Raw genomic sequence first — 18,586 nt, 5'->3', positions numbered from 1 at the left:
GCAAGGGTTTTTATACCTCATTTAGAATTTTAGCAAAATGAGGTTAATGGATAAATTGTTAAACGTCTGGGTTATAGAGGGAAGCAGATGTACCTCTAGCACTTCAAGTCACTCTATAGCTCAGACATAACGCAAGTGATTCATTTTATTCAAAGCAGAGGAGTTCTGTGATGTACACCAGCAATTTCAACAATCTTATCTTAAATTCTGACAGCTACAAAACCTCGCACTGGGTACAATATCCAGCGGGTAGCGAGTATATGTCAAGCTATGTCGAAGCGCGAAAAGGCGACTACGATGTGGTGTTTTTTGGTCTACAGGCTTTTATCAAAGAGTACTTAAGCCGCCCTATCACTCAGCAAGATATCGATGAAGCCGAGCTCGTTATTGAAGCGCACGGCTTGACCTTTAATCGTGCTGGTTGGGAGCTATTACTAGAGAGACATAACGGCTATCTACCGCTACGTATCGAAGCCGTTCCCGAAGGTAGCATCGTACCTGTGTCCAATGTCGTCTGTCAGGTCGTCAATACTGATCCTGAGTTTTATTGGCTACCGAGCTATATCGAGACTGCATTACTACGCGCTATCTGGTACCCCTCAACGGTGGCTAGTGTCTCTTATTACTGCAAGGGTATTATCCGTAAAGCATTAGAGAAGTCCGCTGATAATACGGACTCACTACCCTTTCGCTTGCATGATTTTGGCGCTCGCGGCGCGTCGAGTTTTGAATCGGTAGCGCTGGGTAGTTTGGCGAACCTAGTCAACTTTTCGGGTACCGACTCGATGACAGCTTTGGTCGCTGCCAGTCGCTGGTACGGTATGGATAAAGAGATGGCGGCTTTCTCTATTCCTGCCGCTGAGCATAGTACCATGACCGCTTGGGGACGCGATGGCGAAACCGCCGCTTTTGCCAATATGATTGAGCAATTCGGCGGCCCAGATAAAGCCTTCTCGGTGGTGTCTGACAGTTACGACTTATGGAATGCTATCGACAATATCTGGGGCGATGAGCTAAAAGAAGCGGTCAAAAACATGGGCGGAACCTTAGTGATTCGCCCTGATAGTGGTGAACCGACCAAAGTGGTGCGTGAAGCGTTAGAGCGCTTAGCAGTAAAATTTGGTACGACTATCAATAGCAAAGGCTATAAAGTATTGCCAGATTACGTACGCATTATTCAAGGTGATGGAATCAACGCGCAAAGCTTAAGCAAAATCGTCGATGCAGTGATGGATGCTGGCTTTAGCGCGGAGAATATTACCTTTGGTATGGGCGGCGGCCTACTACAGCAAGTCAACCGCGATACAATGAGCTGGGCGATGAAAGCTAGTGCCATCTCTATCGATGGCGAATGGAAAGACATTTATAAAGACCCGGTGACTAGCCACTCAAAACGCTCAAAAAAAGGCCGGCTAGCTTTAATAAAGGACAATAGCGCTCAGCTAAAGACCGTTAAAGTAGATGAGCTTAATAAAGGCGCTCAAAGCTTACTTCGTGAGGTCTATGTCGATGGCAAGCTGCTAGTCGATGACACCTTAACCACTATTCGGGAGCGTACGGGATGGTAGCCCATTCAAAAACTAAAGCTGCAATGTCTACTAAGCTCTCTACCACGGCAAGAGACGTATTACTGGCTCCCATTTACCTGTATCAAGGTAGTAAGGTAAAACGCGACACCGTGCGTCTGCCTGAGCCTGAGGGCGAACGTCATGGACAAGTGAAACTTACAGACGCGGCTCACCAAACTATAGGCGACAATAACCGTATCTTAAGCGTTATGGTGGTTGGTGATTCGGCAGCGGCTGGAGTTGGCAGTCAAACCCAACAAGAGGCTCTAGCAGGCAAACTGATACCCGCCCTACAGCAACAAGCGCTAAACAATCAAGCCTTTGCTCAGCAGTTTGCTACGCTGAGTTGGTCGGTACAGGCGACAACGGGGCATACTAGCTTTGATATTTTACGTCGCTTGTATGTCATGCCAAAACCTAGTCAGCCACTTGACGTCATGGTAATAAGCGTTGGGGTTAATGATACGACAACTAAGGTCGCAGCAGCTGAGTGGCAGCAGCGACTTGAAGCGATTATTACTATTGCCCAGCGTAAATTTGCAGTGCGTCAGCTGATTTTTGTAAGATTACCGCAAATGGAACAAATGCCCGCATTGCCGGCGCCTTTGAGTCATTTTGTGGGAGCCAAAGCCACAAAGCTCGATGAGATATTGCAGCAAGTCTGTAGCGCACATGATAGCGTGACGTATATGGCAACCGACTTTGCACGGATGTTAAACGAGCATTCAAACGGTGGTCCTATTGATATCTCAGTCATGTTTGCTGATGATGGCTTTCATCCCAGTAGCCTTATGTATGGTTATTGGGCGCAGCAGTTGGCGGAGCTTATAGCCGAATTATTTGACACCTGAGCGACCATCAATCACAGTATAGAAGTTAAAAACTGTTATGTACGCATAAAAAAACCGCTGAATATTCAGCGGTTTTTTTGGATTACACTTCAGCTTTAATACTAAACTTCAGCTTTAATACCTGAACTGCAAATCGTTCAGTAAAAGCCAATTATTCAGCGTTAGTCGCTTTTTTGCTACGACCACCAAACGCGCCAAAGCGTTTGTTAAAGCTTGCCACACGGCCTTCAGTAGAGCTCTTACGCTGCTCGCCTGTGTAGAACGGATGCGATGCACTTGAGATATCCAGTGGATAGTATGGGTATTCTGTACCTTCATATTCGCGAGTGGCTTTTGTATTAACGGTAGAACGCGTCAAAAAGTACACGTCAGCGTTAGTGTCATGGAATAAAACTTCTTGGTAATTTGGATGGATATCTTTACGCATAATAAACTCTCTTAAGTCCGATGTATGCTGCCTACTTATTTAAGCGTTGAGCATACGTAACTGAGGCACTAAGCACATCTATAAGTCTAGCAATTGCATCACTGGCTTATTCCAGCATCCAACACCACACTTTTGCTCTCTTAGCCTTTCCCCAGCGGGAAAATTGAACCGCGATTTTAACGGTTTTTGGGTTTTTATGCAAGTTATAGATATATGATAATCTAGAAATATAACCATTATCGACAACCTAAAAGCGCGTTTTAATTAACCTTAGTTTCATTAGAAAAAACAGAAGCTATCGGTATCGACAGCTCCTGTTTTATTGATTCATGCTTTTTGCTATTAATTTATCTCTATATTAACGGGTACGAACCACGTGCCAAACGTTTTTGACATTATCACCCATCATATCGCCCGCTTTTTTGTCTTTGACAAAATAATATAAAGGCTTACCGTTTACGGCCCATTGATAGCTACCATCGTCACGCTGAAAAGTTGAATATTGACCTACGCTCATCGCGCTGTTTGGCGCAGTCAGCGCAGGCCACGCATCCAAACAGCCGCCTTTACAATTAGACATATTGGCAGTATCTTTGTCAAAAGTATACAAAGTCATGTTGTTATTAGAGCCTACTAGCACTCCGTTTTTACTAGTGACAGGTACGGTTTGGGTTGGGGTCTTATTCATACTCGAGAGATTAGTACCAAACATATTGTCTATAGTAGAGCACCCTGTGAGAGCTAATACACCGCTCATTGCCGTTAACATCATAATGTTTTTCATAGTTACTTCCTTGTTATTTAGGTTTGTATTTTATTTAACCACAACAGTCTCACTCTCTAATATTCGTCATTTTTAAGCAACTCAATTAGCGAAGAAGTTTCGAATATAGCATACCCAGTCGGCTAACCCTTTGTATTCCAGCCAGCCTTTACAAAAACGAGAGAAATCTATAAGTTTAATCACTTGTGTTTCGGCCTACTATCAAATCGAAATCTAGTTAAGCTACATTAAGCAGTAGATTTTGCTATAAAGCCGAATGGTAACAGCCACTCTCATCACCTTCATTTCTCGTACCTTTTTTTGGTTTTTGCTGACAAAACTAATGCAACTTATTACGTATTTACTGCAATATATTTTTTAATTATTTATACAATAGATATTAATAAGATAAGTACAGCTAAACAATGGCTGGCGCAGAATTCTTTTTGATCTGGCTTTCGTTAGCGCTATCAACGCTATATATAATCAGTTAAAAACAAAACTATTATGACTCTATTGAATGCGCTACTGGTATAGCACTTCTAAAAGATATCTACTATGGGAGTGACGCTTGCAGTTAAGGTCTTATATTGAACTTCGCGTGCTGCGGACGCATATCTTTGATAACCCTTTAACTAACTTGCCTTTATTAGGTTAAAGCTCTCGATAATTAAAAGCATTAGACAATATTTTAAAATTTCAGTGAAAAATACTAACAGAATGTGGCAACTAAAGCCGCCAAACCGATAAGAGCAAAACCATGACACTATTAGCTAATTATACTAAGTCACAACAGCTTGCTAACAACTCTAATCATAAAATGGCAATGAGCAATGACAAAGCCACCAAGCGCGTTGGTATCTTAGGGGGCGGTACTGCTGGTGCTACTATTGCTATTCGCCTTGCGGATCTAGGCCTTGAGACTTATTTATTTGAGAAAAAAGCCTCCTTAATTGATGGCCCGCCTATGTGTCATCTACATGCAGGTGGCAACTTATATCGCGAGATTCCTGATGAGGACTGCGTGGCGCTATTGAAACAGTGTATTGATATCTTGCGCCTGTACCCTTACACGATGGACGTGCGCCCTACAGTATTTGCGGTTCCAAATCGAGATGAAGGTCTGCCTGAGGACTTGTTACCGAGGCTTGATATTTTGACCCAAGCTTATCGTGACTTGATTGCACAGGACCCTAACAATAAGGTGCTTGGCGAGCCTGAGGACTATTATCAACTTTATAGTCACGAGCAGCTCATTGAGCTGTCTGAACGTGAGCAAGTGGCAGTGCCTAAAACCCTTGATGAATGGGTGATTCCAGCAGCTAAGCATTTGGATCTCAATAAAGTAAAATACCCACTGATTGTCGTACAAGAATATGGCTGGAATATCTTTCGTTTAGCAGCTTCAGCGCAGCTGGCGCTTGAAGGTTATGACAACGCGCATGTTTTTACCAATACACAAGTGGCACAAGTAAGTGCTGTTGAATGCAGCGACTGTAATAACGCCAATCATCATGTCAGCAAATGGCGCATAGAGTATCAGCAACAGGATAAAGATAGTACAGATCAAAATGAGTCTATTGAAGTTGATTATCTAATCAATGCTTGCGGTTTTCGTACCGGTATTATCGACGATATGGTCGGAGTAGATGTTGAGCGTATGGTTGAGTTCAAATCCTCTTACATCACTCACTGGGAAGATGCCGGTGGGCAAATTCCAGAGATCATCGTCTATGGTGCGCGCGGCACGCCAGAGGGAATGGCGCAGCTGACGCCTTATCCAGGTGGCTACTTCCAGATTCATGGTATGAGTAAAGCGATTACTCTGTTCGATGATGGTTTAGTAGCTTCTAGTGAAAACAGTGCACAGCCTAAACTGCCTTCCCAATATCTGCATTATATCGAAGACGGCTGGGATAAAGCGCCGTTGCAGGCTCGTAGTCAGCAAGCGATTGAATACATAGCAGAGTTTGTACCGACTTTTAACAGTGCGCGTACAGTAGGTAATGCTCTGTACGGTGGTCAGCAGATACCCGGTAAAGATGATACCTTGCGCGTGGCGGATGTCAGCCTCTATAAGCACTTGCACTATGCTCGCGCTGAAAACGTCAAGGCTTCTTCGACTTTACTTGCTGCTGATGAAATCGTCGCTCAGTTATTAGAGATTGGCTTATTAGAAAAAAACTTAGCCGCTAATACCGCTCGTTACACTCATAATTGGTCTTATTTAGCGCACAACGATAGCGCAGCCGTCCATGAAGTAGCACAAAAGCTCGCAAAACAGCGCGGTTTCCCCGTAGCGATGGCAGGCGTTAACCACGGTATTAGCGAGTTGGCATTAGATAGTCTGACGACTGCTGAGGTTTAGATTTATTGTCTTTATACCCTTATCAAATAATCAATATCGATAAGACTGGCTATAGAAAAAGCGACCGTTACTGGCTGTAACGGTCGCTTTTTAAAGATGTTAACTGAGTTTGATGATTAGCTTTAGCGACTAAGTATAAAGGTGGTTTAATTACCAACCATCTTTTTGGTATCTACCTCATCTTCGATAGTCACGATGGTTTGTAACAGTTCTATAGCTTCGTCAATGGTGTTACAGACGACTAAGCGCTCCAGATCTTGTTGCTTCATAAAGCCTTGCTCAGTAGTGAACTTCAAATGCTCAATCATGCGATCATAAAAGCCATTGATGTTAAGAATAATCATCGGTTTTTCGTGCTGATAGAGCTGACGCCATGTGGCGATTTCCATAATCTCCTCAAGCGTGCCAAGACCGCCAGGCAAGGTAATAAAGGCATCGGCATACTCTGCCATCACCGTCTTACGCGTGTGCATAGTATCAGTGAGATGTAAACGAGTGAGACCTTGATGGGCGATCTCGTGCTTGAGCATAAAGGTTGGAATTACGCCAACCGCTTGCGCGTCGCTCTTGATGACTTCATCAGCGACTGCGCCCATAAGTCCGATACTAGCGCCGCCATAGACCAGTCCTAGACCGTTGTTAGCCAAAGCACTGCCAAGCTCACGCGCGGCCTGCTCGTATATCTTGTTATTGCCCAAGCGCGAACCGCAGTAGACTGCCACTAGAGGCATACTCAAGCTGGATTTATCGACCGCTTGCTCTATATTTGAGATATCATTACTGGTAATAACTTCATAGTTTTCATTGTTGATCTTCATTTGCATCATAATATGTCCTATATTTTATTTTACTGTCTAATTCGCCTAGTCTACTATGTATTTTACCATAAGCCTTATCGTCAGATGCCATCAACGACTTCTCACTACTCAACAACGACACTTTTAAACCTTTAGGATATGATTATGCTCGATAACGATACTCTTGCAACGCCTGCAGCGACCAACTCAGCTGTCAATGATATCAACGATTATACAAACAATAGTGAAGATAGCGCCATTGAGAGTTATCCTTTGACCATTATGACTGAGCGTAATCAGCCGTTAGCAGCAACGGTCTATCATCCGCAAACCAAGACCAATTCTGAGACAACTCTTGCGATAAAAGCAGCGGTAATGATAGCGCCAGCGACAGGTATCAAGCGTCAGTTTTATCATAATTTTGCCACTTTCTTAGCGGAGCAAGGCTTTGGAGTTATCACCTTTGATAATGAAGGCATCGGTCAGTCTTTATCGACTACTCTAGCTAAGTCTGATGCTTCTCTCATTAGTTGGGGTCGCCATGACATGCCAGCGGTACTTGATGCTTTGCAGTACGAATTTCCAGAGGCCAGTTATCATCTCATCGGGCACAGTGCTGGGGGTCAGCTCATCGGGCTGATGCCGAACTATGCCGCTTTGAGCTCAGTATTTAATGTCGCGTGCTCATCAGGACGCATCAAAAACTTAGAAATGCCTTATAAGCTTAAAGCCATGGGTTTTATGGACGCGTTTATTCCGTTGACTAATTTAGTCTTAGGCTATACGCCTGCGGACAAAATCGGTATGGGCGAGCCGCTACCTCGCGGAGTCGCACGTCAGTGGCGTGAGTGGTGTAATGGCGCAGGCTACATCAAAACGGCGCTAGGGAAAACTATTCATAATCACTACTATGATGAGCTGACTATGCCCTCAAGCTGGCTTGGCTTTAGTGATGATGAGATTGCCAATAGTGAAAATATGGACGATATGATTAGAGTATTTACTAGCATGCCCGTAGAAAAACACTATCTAAACCCTAAAGATTTGGGCGTCAGTCACATCGGGCACATGCGTTATTTTAGTCGTAAAACTTATAGCAAAGCGCCGCAGCTCTGGCAGATGGCAGTAGATTGGCTGAATAAAAATTCATAGGCTTTAAAGAGTATTAATAACTAACAGAAGATGTTTTTTGGTTTGCAGGACTAGCTTATAACTTTTCGGCTTTTTCCGCCTCTACTTGCTTCGTCAATGCTGTATACAACGTCGGCTGCATATTGTGGATATTCCCCAGCATCCACTTTATATAGCTGATAGGCACGTCTTTTACCAGCTTACCTTTGTGCTTACCAAAAGGCATTCTACTGGCGGGGCTAGCGGTATTAGATATCTTATGCGCAGCGGCAAAGTTGGTTGGCTCAATCTCTAGGCGCGCGCAGCAGGCTTTATAAAGCAAATAACACATCCGCGCGTCACCTAGGGCATCGTGAGCTTTGATGGTCATCTGCTGCGCTTCATCTTTACCTAGCAGCTGCTCGATGCACTTTGACTGACCATAGTAGCGCCATTCTGGAAAGGCGGCACGCGCCAGCCTAACAGTACAAATCAGCTTGGCAGAGGGCTGACCAATTACGCGCCAATCAAAGCGCACATTGTGGCCAATCAGATACTCCGGCAGCTCAAACTTATCCAACTCAAAACGCTCACACCCTGCGACATCATCGTCGGTAATACCATGAACCTTGATGACTACCGGTGATATCGTGCGGCCACTATTAAAGTACTTCATCCACTCAAAACCCGTAGCGACATTGATAGTCGCCACTTGAATAGGACGCGGGTCACGGCCTTGATCGGTTTCAGTATCGATAATAAGGGCGGTAGTCAATACAGTCATAAATTAAATGAGTCACAAGTTAAGTGAAAGACAGTTAACAAGCGTCCATCGCTAAACATGAGGGCATCTTGCAGGTTTACGAATTGCTCATGCTAATCTTAGCAAAAACAGCTTAGTATAAAGATATATTATACCATTTGCTAAAATTACAAGAGCGCGTCATGCCATCATCAAAGCCACCGCCATTACCTAAAACCACTAATCCAAAAGCCCCAAAACGGTCTCCGATAGCTCGTCTGCTAAGCCTGTTAACTAGAGCGGCTTTATTTTTTGCGCTACTGTTCGTCGTGGACAAAGTGCTACCGAATCTTCGCTGGCAAACACAAACCTTTGTTGTTGCCAAGTGGCAGCAGGTAACTTTGCTCCAAGAAGAACTGCCTACTGAGAATAGCTTGCCCAGTCCGCTACCCGGCCAGCATTTGACCGATACTTGGGGCGCCGCTCGCAGTGCAGGACGCAGCCACGAAGGCATTGATATCTTCGCTGAGCGTCACACTCCCGTGCAAGCCACTACCCATGGCATTGTGTCTAAAGTAGGTGAAAACAACTTAGGCGGGCGAGTTGTAGTCATTGTTGGTCCTGGCGGTGCGGGACATTATTACGCACATCTAGAAGAGTATGCCGAGATCAAAGTCAATGACTGGGTGGAAGTCGGCGATGTTATTGGCTACGTGGGTGATAGCGGCAATGCCAAAGGTACACCGCCGCATGTACACTACGGGATCTATATCAAAGGTAGCGCGGTCAATCCCATCCTTTATTAGTAAAAAATTAGAAAAATGCTAAATTAGCCCACTTCTAAAATAAAATTCAGCGGTCCGTCATTGATACTCATCACCTGCATATTCGCGCCAAATTTACCCGTCGACACTTTGGCATATTGAGTCTCGGCATAAGCGACTAATTCAGCAAATAGAGACTTTGCCGTCTCAGGACTCATCGCCCCGCCAAAATCAGGGCGACGACCTTTATCCGTCTTCGCCATCAAGGTAAACTGCGAAACCAATAATAAGCCGCCACCGACTTGCTGTACATTCTGATCAAGCTTGCCAACTTTCGCGGGTTCACTCTCATTTTCAAAGATACGATAGGTCAGTATTTTATCGATCATGCGCTTCGCCGTTTGGAAGTCGTCATCAGGGCCAAGACCGATATACGCTAGTACTCCTTGCTCGATTGCGCCAACGCTTTGACCATCGACCTCGACACTCGCCTGCTTTACTCGCTGAATAAGCGCTTTCATCGACCACTCCTTTATGGCTCTTGATATATGTTGTGTTAAGTATGCAAAGATAACTTATGCACACACAGATAAAAGTAGATCATGATAAAATAAGGGTATTATTATCATTATATTTAGTTGTTATTTTTAATCTATTCTTAGGTAGCTTTTATGACTTTATTTACCACTCTGCAACAGTTTGTACCGCAGCAGCAATTAAGCAAAGCCGCCGGGCGCTTGGCCGCTAGCCGTCATCCGCTAGTCAAACGCGCTTTTATTCGTAGCTTTGCCAAAGCCTACAACGTGACACTAGAAGAATATGAGCGTGATAGCTTTAACGCTTATGAGAGCTTTAATGACTTTTTTACCCGCGAGCTAAAAGACGATGCGCGCACTATCGATAGTACTGCCGGTGGTATCGTTAGTCCTGCTGACGGGATAATATCACAGCTTGGGCAAATCAAAGATCATAAAGTCCTGCAAGCCAAAGGCCGTGATTATGACATTGGTCAATTGCTTGCCAATAGCGCAGATGGTGATTATTTTGCGGATGGCAGCTTTGCAACGGTTTATCTTGCGCCCAGTAACTATCACCGCGTACATATGCCTTTTGCGGGTACTTTAACGGCTACTCGTTACGTACCAGGTACGCTATTTTCGGTAAATACGGTCACAGCGGCCAATATTCCCGATTTATTTGCGCGTAATGAGCGGCTAGTTTGTATGTTCGATACCGAATACGGTAAGGCGGCAGTGGTACTGGTCGGCGCTATGATTGTCGCAGGTATTGAAACGGTCGCAACAGGTAAAATCACGCGTACCGATACTATGCAAGAAGAAGCGCATAATATGAAACTTACTAAAGGTGATGAGCTTGGTCGTTTTTATCTCGGCTCAACCGCGATTGTAGTCCTGCCAAAAGCAGCAAAGGCGGATTGGCAACAAAGTATGAGCGCAAATTCGGTCGTGCAAATGGGTCAGCTCTTAGGAACGGCTAAAGCCTGATAAAAAAGGCGCTAGCCTGTTATTAGCCACCCCTGCTCGGTTGCATAATCGAGTTGGGCGCTCATCCAATGATGAATAGTTGGAAAGCTATCTTTGATAAAACGATGGGCGGCGGCCACTTGCGAGCGCCTGATACCAAGCGCTCTCCAAGTCTTGCCTTGGGTCTGGATATTTAATAAAAAAGGCAATAAGCGGTCGACGACTTTAAGCAGTTGAGTCTCAGCGCTATCTCCAGTTTCTTGCTCTTCCCAAATTTTGCTTAGATGTGCTATACCATTGCCGCGCTCGTGTTGTAGGCGGGCTATGCCATCGCGCTCTTTAATATGCGCATCCTTACGAGTATCTGCGTATAAAAAAGTATCACCTGCATCAATCTCGCCCAAATCATGAATGAGCGCCATCTTCAGTAACTTCTCATGATTGACCTTTAGTTCAAACGCTTCAGCGATGGACCAACACGCCATTGCTAAATGCCATGAGTGCTCAGCAGAGTTCTCTACTCTTAACTCATTGGTATCAGTATTTTGGGTAATGTAATTACGGCGGTTGACGTGTTTTAGTGCATCAAGCTCTAACAGAAAATGAGTGATATTGTCCATGTTTCTAGCAGGATGACTATCGTTAGACTGCGGACTGACTTGACCGTTAGCGGACGGGCTAGCATACACAGAAGCCTTAGCAGTGGATGTAGCGGTTTGATGCAAAGACATAAAAACTCGTTGGTTTGAAGCGTTAGTATTAAGAGCCTGTAATAATAGTACTTATGGATGCTGCTGTATACTACGCGGCAGCATCGCATTTATTAACATCGTTTACCAAAGACGTACTATGGAGACGACTGCCTTATAACACCCAACCTTATTATTTAATTAAATTGCTAATGGTCTTAAAAGCAGGGTCTTTACTGCTGCGGCAGAGCTCAAATAAGATAGATTCAACGGTAGTGATCACTCCGCCCGCACGGCGAATACGGCGAATGGCTTGCTTTTTGTCATAGGCAAAGCGCGAGCCCACAGCATCGCCGATAATGACAGGCTGCATGCCGTTGTCTAGTAGATCAAGCGCGGTCTGCATCACACAGACATGGGTTTCAACGCCGCATAAGATCACAATACTGCGGTTTTGCTGCGCTAAGTGATGCCAAGAGTCATCATTATCACAGGCACTAAAAGTGACCTTTTCAAAGCCTTTGGCGTTACTGCCTTCTAGCACATCGGTAATCTCAGGCAAGGTTTCGCCTAGTCCTTTTTTATACTGCTCATTGAGCATAATGGGGATATCGAGCGCTTGCAGACCTTTGATCAAAGTCACTATCTTTTTAGTGATCTTGTCGTGATCTAAGATATGCGGCGTCAGGCGCTCTTGAACGTCGACAACCATAGCTTGGGTATTTTCGCGGGCGATACGGTAAGTCCGATCAGTAATCATAGTAGGCATATTACACTCCTTGTACGACTGTAGTCGTGTACTACAGAATCCTATAATATAAATTTATTCTCTACTCTTATTTAGGCATAGTTTACTTAGGGCGTCAATGAGATAGTCTATCTTAATAAAAGAAAAAGACCTTGCCGTTGATGCAAAGCCTTTATTTCATCATCACATTTCATTATTTAATTAGCTTAAATCAGCCTCTAGCCCTATCTAAATACCATACCACCATCGGTAAGAATCGTTTGTCCTGTGATGTAGTTGGCATCCTCCGATGCTAAAAATGAGACTAAGTTTGCGACATCTTCAGGCTGCTGAGGACGACCTACTAAGATTCCAGCTGTGAACTCGTTCCATGCTTGCTTGGGCTCATAGCCTTTATGATCAACGAACGCTTGATCAATTCGCTCCCACATCGGCGTATCAGCGACTCCAGGACAATAGGCGTTCACACGGATGTCGTACTCTGCCAGTTCTTTCGCAGTAGCGTAAGTAAAAGAGCGTACCGCAAACTTAGTGGCACAGTAGAGACTTAACATCTCGTAAGACTCATGTCCGGCAATACTACAAGCATTGATAATCTTACCGACGCCCTCTTGCTGCTTCATTTGCTCAGCGGCCGCTTGCGTCCCAAAGATGACACCTTTGACATTAATATTGAATAACTTATCGACTTCTTGTTCTTCAATCTGTAAAAAAGGCGCTACCGACTCCACACCTGCATTATTGACAAACACATCTATTTGACCAAACTTGTCTACCGCCTGTTTGACGAGGTTAAACTGATCATCACGATTTGCGACGTCGCCTACTACCGCAGTAACCTCAAAACCAGAATCCTTAAGTGTCTTTTCTGCTTGTTTAAGATTGTCTTCATCAATATCATGAATGACGACTTTAAAACCGTCTTTGGCTAATCGTGTCGCAATAGCGTTGCCTAAACCTGCCGCTGAACCCGTGATAACCGCAACCTTTTTAGCGGTCGATGTTTTATTAGCTGACATAACTGACTCCTTGTCATTGAGATATGTTCTTAAAGCATAACACTTTCATAATCAACTCATATTGCAAACTCAACAACAAACACCAAAAAGCCCCCAATCATTACAATTGGGGGCTCTGCATTAAAAAAATTAGTATTTAAGCGTGAAAGGCTATCTAATCATTAAATAGCATTAAGGCTTAAACGCGCTCAATAACCGTAGCGATACCCTGACCTAGACCGATACACATGGTCGCAAGGCCAATCTCAGTATCCATCTGTTCCATAGCGTTAAGTAGAGTCACGGTGATACGTGCGCCTGAACAGCCAAGTGGATGGCCTAAAGCGATCGCGCCGCCATTGATGTTGATGATGTCTTGCTTATTTTCTAGGCCCATAGACTTAATAACGGCCAAGCTCTGCGCAGCAAAAGCTTCGTTGAGCTCAATCGTTTGTATATCTTCTAGGCTTAGGCCCGCACGTTTCAGTGCTTTTTGTGATGCTGGTACAGGACCATAGCCCATGATAGCAGCGTCACAACCGGCGATACCCATGCTGCGGATACGAGCACGCGGCTTAAGACCTAAGTCTTTGGCTTTTTGCGCGCTCATCACTAGCATAGCGGATGCACCGTCAGATAATGCTGATGAAGTGGCCGCTGTTACGCTACCTTTTGGATCAAAGGCGGGACGTAGCTTTTGCATCTGCTCCATAGTTGCATCCGGGCGAATGACTTCATCGACCGTGCAAAGCTGCAGACGACCTTGGTCATCATGGCCTTCGATACCGATGATTTCGTTATCGAAACGACCCTCAGTAGTCGCTTCCCAAGCGCGGCGATGCGACTCAAGACCGAACGCATCTTGCTCTTCGCGGCTGACATTGTTCATGCGTCCTAGCATCTCAGCGGTCAGGCCCATCATGTTAGAGGCTTTAGCATAGTGCTTAGAGGCCGCTGGGTTTAAATCAATACCATGCATCATACCGACGTGACCCATATGCTCGACACCGCCAATAATGAAGGTGTCGCCTTGGCCAGTCATGATTTGCGCCGCTGCCGTGTGCAGAGCTTGCATCGATGAACCGCATAGACGGTTGACGGTTTGGCCACCGGTAGTTTTTGGGATGTCAGCTAGCAGGCCGATGTTACGACCGATATTCATACCTTGCTCTAGGGTCTGGTTGACACAGCCCCAAATGATATCTTCGACGTCATTGGTATCGAAATCATTACGCTCGACTAAAGCGCGAACCAGCTCAGCTGATAGGCTATCAGCACGCACATGACGGAACATACCGTTTTTGGTTCTTCCCATTGCTGAACGCACACCGTCGACGATGACTACGTCTGTTGGACTTAAAGTTGTCATACTGTATTCCTTTTCAATTTGTTGTCAGCGCCGTAACGCTTAGCTTGATGGATGGTTATTGTTCATCCTCAATAGTCAGCAAGCTTACGGCACTTATCCTAATAGATTATCTATACACTGCGGTCTATATACGTTTAAGACTCAATTACGCAACAGGGTAGAATCTCTCACCAGCCGCTGCCATATCACGAATCTTTTGCGGCGCTTCATAAGCTTTGCCAAGGTGTGCATATTTTTCACACAGTGCAAGATAGTTATCTAGACCCAATTGATCGATGTAACGGCACGGGCCACCACGGAATGGCGGAAAACCAACACCCATAATCATGGCCATGTCCGCCTCAGCAGGTGTACTGACGATATTATCTTCTAAGCAGCGTACCGTCTCATTACAGAAAGCTAGCATAGTGCGATCGATGATCGCTTGATCGTCAAACTCTTGCTTGTCGCTATCAGTTGTAGCTTCTAGCAGCTTATAAGTGGCTTCGTCAGCGACTTTTTTCGGCTTACCGCGCTTATCGGTTTCGTACTTATAAAAGCCAACGCCGTTCTTCTGACCTAGACGCTCATTCTCATATAGATGCTGGATAGCGCCTTTATAATCAGGGTTCATGCGATCAGGGAAACCTTCTGCCATCACTTCTGCACCGTGGACACCGGTATCTAAACCGACTACGTCGATTAGGTAAGCCGGACCCATAGGCCAGCCGAATTTTTCCATGACTTTATCAACATGGGCAAAGTCAGCACCTTGCTTAAGCAGTAAGTCAAAAGCGCCAAAGTACGGGAATAGCACACGGTTCACTAAGAATCCTGGGCAGTCATTCACGACGACGGGCACTTTACCCATTTTAGTCGCTAGCGCTACCGTCGTAGCAACCGCTTCTTCTGACGACTTCTCACCGCGGATAACTTCGACTAGCGGCATACGGTGTACGGGGTTAAAGAAATGCATACCGACGAAGTTCTCTGGACGCTCAAGCACTTCTGCTAAATGCGTGATAGATATCGTTGAGGTATTAGAAGCCAAAATCGCGTCTTCTTTGACTAAGCCTTCGACTTCTTTGAGTACCGCATGCTTCACTTTTGGATTTTCTACTACTGCTTCGATAACGATATCAGTCTCGCTAAAGTCGCCATAGTTTAGTGTTGGACGGATGCGGCTTAAGGTTTCGCCCATTTTCGCAGGGGTCATCTTTTTACGCTCTACCATTTTGCCAAGCAGTTTACTCGCTTCACCCATACCTAAATCTAATTGCTCAGATTTGATATCTTTCATGATGATCGGCAAGCCTTTGCTAGCAGCTTGATAAGCGATACCGCCGCCCATGATGCCGGCGCCGAGTACCGCAGCTTCATTGATTTCGTGCGCTTGTTTGCTGTGTTTTTTAGCAAGCTTTTTGACTAATTGATCATTTAAGAATAGACCGACTAAGCTTTCAGCTTGCGGCGTTTTTGCCGCTTTGGCAAAGTAAGTGGCTTCGACTTCGATAGCCTTGTCACGTGGCAAGTTAACGTGCTTCTCGATCGCTTCGATAGCGAGCGCAGGCGCAGGATACTGCTTTGGATTGGCTTTAGAGAAGATCATGCCTTTAGCGCTATTGAACGCCATCGCTTGCTCAAGCTGGTTTAATTTAACAGGATTGAGCTTTTCTTCACGTTTGGCCTGCCAATCAAGCTCGCCTGAAATACATTTTTTGACCAAATCGACAGCGGCATCTTGCAAATCATCAGCCGCGACAGTGGCGTCAACCAAGCCTAATTTTAGCGCTTCTAGTGCTTTTTTGGGTTTGCCAGTAGCAATAAGCTCTAAGGCATTATCGATACCGATGACGCGAGTACTACGCACCGTACCACCGAAGCCTGGGAAAATACCCAGCTGAGTTTCAGGCAGGCCGATGATGGCTTTTTCGCTCATCACACGGTATTCACATACCAAAGTCATCTCACAACCACCACCTAGCGCCGCACCGTTGATCGCGGCAACTTTTGGGAATGGCAGGTCTTCAAAACGATTGAAATTATCATTGACCTTAACGCCCCAGTCTTTGATCTCATCTTCTGGTTTTTGGAATGAAGCGACAAATTCTGTGATGTCAGCGCCGGCGATAAACACACCTTTACTTGAAGTGACGATAAGACCTTTCACATCGTCGGCTTTTTCTAAAGCAGTGACCGCTTCGTTAAGCTGTTTGTTGGTTTCCATGTCAAATTTATTAACGCTCTCACCTTCAGCATTAAAATGCATATTAGCGATGCCATCCTCTAGCATGCTTACGGTAATGCGATTTCCTTGATATACCATTTGAAACTCCTTGCTGGGTTATATGATTTATAGGACTACAAAAGCTGATTGATACAATCAAAGCTTATTAAAAGGTACGTTTTTAAATGAAAATTATCGTTGATAGTTATTAGTAAAAACCAATAATTAGTAAAAGACTAATAAAATGAAAGACTAACGGGTTAAGTTTATCTGTTAGAGCATACAGCAATGTGTACTGCTATCAGTGCCCTTTAGCCTGTATCGACAATCAGTTTAGGGATTATAACCGCGACTGTCACAAGCTAAAGCCGGACTCGTAAGTCACTCTTAAAGCGCTAATAGCCATTTACCTCTCCTTCAATATGCTTTATCTGCATAGCAGCGCCCTAGAAGGATCGGTTATCTGACCCGTTATTATCAAGCCTTAACGGTTATATTATAAAAACATATTGGCGCTACAAATTAAATCATCAATACGTAACGAAAGCTTAGCCAATCTTGCGCGCCCGCTATATAAGCCGCTATCACTATCATGCTAAACTAAGGCCATTTTCGCTTTTGTCATTTCACTTAGTCCTTGGTAGCTTTATGTCTTATCCCTCCACTCCGCAATTCGTTCCTTTTGACTCTTTTGAGCAGCTCTCAAGCTCGTTACGCGTGCAATTAGCCGAAGATATTGAAGCGCTATTTACCTATGCTGATTTGCCAAGTCCGTTAGATGAAGCTTGTCGCTATGTAATGACCGGTGAAGGTAAGCTGGTACGACCTTTATTAGTCGCCAGTGCTTTTGCTAGTGTTATCGCTGCCGCTGATAATGCAGCCTCAGCTGACGAGCAAGCTAAAACGAAAACTATAATGCAAGACAAGCCAGATGATTTGGCTGCTCTTTTGCGCCATGAAGCGCATTATGATATGTGCCGAAGAGCGGCATTAGCGGTGGAGCTATTGCACACTTATTCGCTAGTACATGATGATTTGCCTTGCATGGACGATGATGAGCTGCGCCGTGGTCAGCCCACCGCTCATATTGTCTTTACCGAGGCGACCGCTTTGTTAGCAGGCGATGTTTTGCAGACGCTGGCTTTTGAAGTACTGAGCGCCGAGATCGCTACCTTTGCGCCTTTTAATGACTTGATAGCCAGTAAGCTTTTGGCAGTATTTGCACCGCGAGCGCGGCGTATGGTGGCAGGGCAAATGCTCGATCTCAATGCAGAAGCGAGTACAGGCATATCGCAAACGGATTTGGAAGCCATTCACCGTGATAAGACCGGCGCGTTAATAGAAGCAGCGCTGCTGATGGGCGGAATATGCGCCGGTGCTACAGCGCCGCAGCGGATGGCACTGCAGGACTGTGCCCAGCATATTGGTCTCGCCTTTCAGGTACAAGACGATATCTTGGATGTGACGGGAAACACCGATGATCTAGGTAAACCGGCTGGCAGCGATGAAAAACTAGACAAATCAACCTATGTCAAGCTCATGGGCGTAAATGCAGCCAAAGACTATGCGCAGTCGCTGTTTACAGAGGGTCGCAGTGCAATCATTCGTGAACTAGGTGATGACAATGCGATATTAGCGGTTATCGAATGGCTTTGGCAACGGAAAAAGTAAGGCAAAACCCATAATCGTAAGAACTAATAAT

General features: G+C 45.1%; 17 protein-coding genes. 7 read left to right on the top strand and 10 right to left on the bottom strand.

Features of this window, described 5'->3' with window-relative positions:
* Positions 1 to 170: 170 nt before the first annotated feature.
* Together ACS8FD_RS09825 and ACS8FD_RS09820 are read left to right on the top strand one after the other, a co-directional pair.
* On the top strand, positions 171 to 1,568 hold the full coding sequence (locus ACS8FD_RS09825) for a nicotinate phosphoribosyltransferase (RefSeq protein ID WP_439275669.1): 1,398 nt from the start codon (positions 171 to 173) through the stop codon (positions 1,566 to 1,568).
* On the top strand, positions 1,562 to 2,419 hold the full coding sequence (locus ACS8FD_RS09820) for an SGNH/GDSL hydrolase family protein (RefSeq protein WP_439275668.1): 858 nt from the start codon (positions 1,562 to 1,564) through the stop codon (positions 2,417 to 2,419). Before ACS8FD_RS09825 ends, ACS8FD_RS09820 begins: the two co-directional genes overlap by 7 nt.
* A gap of 151 nt (positions 2,420 to 2,570) precedes the next feature.
* On the opposite strand, the gene ACS8FD_RS09815 is transcribed toward ACS8FD_RS09820, so the two are convergent.
* Together ACS8FD_RS09815 and ACS8FD_RS09810 are read right to left on the bottom strand one after the other, a co-directional pair.
* On the bottom strand, positions 2,571 to 2,846 hold the full coding sequence (locus ACS8FD_RS09815; RefSeq protein WP_439244238.1) for a type B 50S ribosomal protein L31: 276 nt from the start codon (positions 2,844 to 2,846) through the stop codon (positions 2,571 to 2,573).
* A gap of 358 nt (positions 2,847 to 3,204) precedes the next feature.
* Entirely contained in the window at positions 3,205 to 3,630 is a 426-nt protein-coding gene (locus tag ACS8FD_RS09810) for a COG4315 family predicted lipoprotein (protein ID WP_439275667.1), read from the bottom strand.
* A 799-nt stretch (positions 3,631 to 4,429) separates the two neighbouring features.
* Between ACS8FD_RS09810 and ACS8FD_RS09805 the strand changes: the two genes are divergently transcribed.
* Positions 4,430 to 5,977 carry an FAD-dependent oxidoreductase gene (locus ACS8FD_RS09805; protein WP_439275691.1) on the top strand — a complete coding sequence of 516 codons (1,548 nt, stop codon included), beginning with the start codon at positions 4,430 to 4,432 and terminating at the stop codon, positions 5,975 to 5,977.
* Between the two features lie 146 nt (positions 5,978 to 6,123).
* Here ACS8FD_RS09805 and ACS8FD_RS09800 read toward each other — a convergent pair whose 3' ends face one another.
* On the bottom strand, positions 6,124 to 6,801 hold the full coding sequence (locus tag ACS8FD_RS09800) for an LOG family protein (protein WP_439275690.1): 678 nt from the start codon (positions 6,799 to 6,801) through the stop codon (positions 6,124 to 6,126).
* A gap of 138 nt (positions 6,802 to 6,939) precedes the next feature.
* On the opposite strand from ACS8FD_RS09800, the gene ACS8FD_RS09795 reads away from it, so the two are divergent.
* Positions 6,940 to 7,926: an alpha/beta hydrolase family protein gene (locus tag ACS8FD_RS09795; protein WP_439275666.1), complete on the top strand. Its 987-nt coding sequence runs from the start codon at positions 6,940 to 6,942 to the stop codon at positions 7,924 to 7,926.
* Positions 7,927 to 7,981: 55 nt separating this feature from the next.
* Here the strand turns inward: ACS8FD_RS09795 and ACS8FD_RS09790 are convergent, their stop codons facing one another.
* The gene (locus ACS8FD_RS09790; protein ID WP_439275665.1) at positions 7,982 to 8,668 is read right to left on the bottom strand and encodes a 3'-5' exonuclease; all 687 of its coding nucleotides are present in this window, start codon (positions 8,666 to 8,668) and stop codon (positions 7,982 to 7,984) included.
* Positions 8,669 to 8,805: 137 nt separating this feature from the next.
* On the opposite strand from ACS8FD_RS09790, the gene ACS8FD_RS09785 reads away from it, so the two are divergent.
* A complete protein-coding gene (locus ACS8FD_RS09785) occupies positions 8,806 to 9,432 on the top strand; it encodes a M23 family metallopeptidase (protein WP_439275664.1) in 627 nt (208 codons plus the stop codon).
* A 23-nt stretch (positions 9,433 to 9,455) separates the two neighbouring features.
* On the opposite strand, the gene dtd is transcribed toward ACS8FD_RS09785, so the two are convergent.
* Positions 9,456 to 9,911: a D-aminoacyl-tRNA deacylase gene (dtd, locus tag ACS8FD_RS09780; RefSeq protein WP_439275663.1), complete on the bottom strand. Its 456-nt coding sequence runs from the start codon at positions 9,909 to 9,911 to the stop codon at positions 9,456 to 9,458.
* A gap of 150 nt (positions 9,912 to 10,061) precedes the next feature.
* On the opposite strand from dtd, the gene asd reads away from it, so the two are divergent.
* Entirely contained in the window at positions 10,062 to 10,895 is an 834-nt protein-coding gene (asd, locus tag ACS8FD_RS09775; protein ID WP_439275662.1) for an archaetidylserine decarboxylase, read from the top strand.
* Positions 10,896 to 10,906: 11 nt separating this feature from the next.
* On the opposite strand, the gene ACS8FD_RS09770 is transcribed toward asd, so the two are convergent.
* The 5 genes from ACS8FD_RS09770 to fadB form a co-directional block, all read right to left on the bottom strand.
* Positions 10,907 to 11,605: an HD domain-containing protein gene (locus ACS8FD_RS09770; protein WP_439275661.1), complete on the bottom strand. Its 699-nt coding sequence runs from the start codon at positions 11,603 to 11,605 to the stop codon at positions 10,907 to 10,909.
* A gap of 151 nt (positions 11,606 to 11,756) precedes the next feature.
* Positions 11,757 to 12,332 carry an isochorismatase family protein gene (locus tag ACS8FD_RS09765; protein WP_439275660.1) on the bottom strand — a complete coding sequence of 192 codons (576 nt, stop codon included), beginning with the start codon at positions 12,330 to 12,332 and terminating at the stop codon, positions 11,757 to 11,759.
* 203 nt (positions 12,333 to 12,535) lie between these two features.
* Positions 12,536 to 13,330 carry an acetoin reductase gene (locus ACS8FD_RS09760; RefSeq protein ID WP_439275659.1) on the bottom strand — a complete coding sequence of 265 codons (795 nt, stop codon included), beginning with the start codon at positions 13,328 to 13,330 and terminating at the stop codon, positions 12,536 to 12,538.
* A 178-nt stretch (positions 13,331 to 13,508) separates the two neighbouring features.
* A complete protein-coding gene (gene fadA / locus ACS8FD_RS09755) occupies positions 13,509 to 14,678 on the bottom strand; it encodes an acetyl-CoA C-acyltransferase FadA (protein ID WP_439275658.1) in 1,170 nt (389 codons plus the stop codon).
* A gap of 145 nt (positions 14,679 to 14,823) precedes the next feature.
* Positions 14,824 to 16,983, bottom strand: coding sequence for a fatty acid oxidation complex subunit alpha FadB (fadB, locus tag ACS8FD_RS09750; RefSeq protein ID WP_439275657.1), 2,160 nt, complete (start codon positions 16,981 to 16,983; stop codon positions 14,824 to 14,826).
* 549 nt (positions 16,984 to 17,532) lie between these two features.
* Between fadB and ACS8FD_RS09745 the strand changes: the two genes are divergently transcribed.
* Positions 17,533 to 18,555: a polyprenyl synthetase family protein gene (locus ACS8FD_RS09745; protein ID WP_439275689.1), complete on the top strand. Its 1,023-nt coding sequence runs from the start codon at positions 17,533 to 17,535 to the stop codon at positions 18,553 to 18,555.
* Positions 18,556 to 18,586: the final 31 nt, after the last annotated feature.

Source organism: Psychrobacter sp. 1U2 (genome assembly GCF_051847575.1).
Note: the sequence above shows the minus strand (reverse complement) of the source record. Positions and strands in the feature narration are given on the sequence as shown.

Bases quoted from the DNA above. Each gene is read 5' to 3' on its own strand.
- ACS8FD_RS09825 (WP_439275669.1), top strand. From the start codon at position 171: ATGTACACCAGCAATTTCAACAATCTTATCTTAAATTCTGACAGCTAC.
- ACS8FD_RS09820 (WP_439275668.1), top strand. From the start codon at position 1,562: ATGGTAGCCCATTCAAAAACTAAAGCTGCAATGTCTACTAAGCTCTCT.
- ACS8FD_RS09815 (WP_439244238.1), bottom strand. From the start codon at position 2,846: ATGCGTAAAGATATCCATCCAAATTACCAAGAAGTTTTATTCCATGAC.
- ACS8FD_RS09810 (WP_439275667.1), bottom strand. From the start codon at position 3,630: ATGAAAAACATTATGATGTTAACGGCAATGAGCGGTGTATTAGCTCTC.
- ACS8FD_RS09805 (WP_439275691.1), top strand. From the start codon at position 4,430: ATGGCAATGAGCAATGACAAAGCCACCAAGCGCGTTGGTATCTTAGGG.
- ACS8FD_RS09800 (WP_439275690.1), bottom strand. From the start codon at position 6,801: ATGCAAATGAAGATCAACAATGAAAACTATGAAGTTATTACCAGTAAT.
- ACS8FD_RS09795 (WP_439275666.1), top strand. From the start codon at position 6,940: ATGCTCGATAACGATACTCTTGCAACGCCTGCAGCGACCAACTCAGCT.
- ACS8FD_RS09790 (WP_439275665.1), bottom strand. From the start codon at position 8,668: ATGACTGTATTGACTACCGCCCTTATTATCGATACTGAAACCGATCAA.
- dtd (WP_439275663.1), bottom strand. From the start codon at position 9,911: ATGAAAGCGCTTATTCAGCGAGTAAAGCAGGCGAGTGTCGAGGTCGAT.
- asd (WP_439275662.1), top strand. From the start codon at position 10,062: ATGACTTTATTTACCACTCTGCAACAGTTTGTACCGCAGCAGCAATTA.
- ACS8FD_RS09770 (WP_439275661.1), bottom strand. From the start codon at position 11,605: ATGTCTTTGCATCAAACCGCTACATCCACTGCTAAGGCTTCTGTGTAT.
- ACS8FD_RS09765 (WP_439275660.1), bottom strand. From the start codon at position 12,332: ATGCCTACTATGATTACTGATCGGACTTACCGTATCGCCCGCGAAAAT.
- ACS8FD_RS09760 (WP_439275659.1), bottom strand. From the start codon at position 13,330: ATGTCAGCTAATAAAACATCGACCGCTAAAAAGGTTGCGGTTATCACG.
- fadA (WP_439275658.1), bottom strand. From the start codon at position 14,678: ATGACAACTTTAAGTCCAACAGACGTAGTCATCGTCGACGGTGTGCGT.
- fadB (WP_439275657.1), bottom strand. From the start codon at position 16,983: ATGGTATATCAAGGAAATCGCATTACCGTAAGCATGCTAGAGGATGGC.
- ACS8FD_RS09745 (WP_439275689.1), top strand. From the start codon at position 17,533: ATGTCTTATCCCTCCACTCCGCAATTCGTTCCTTTTGACTCTTTTGAG.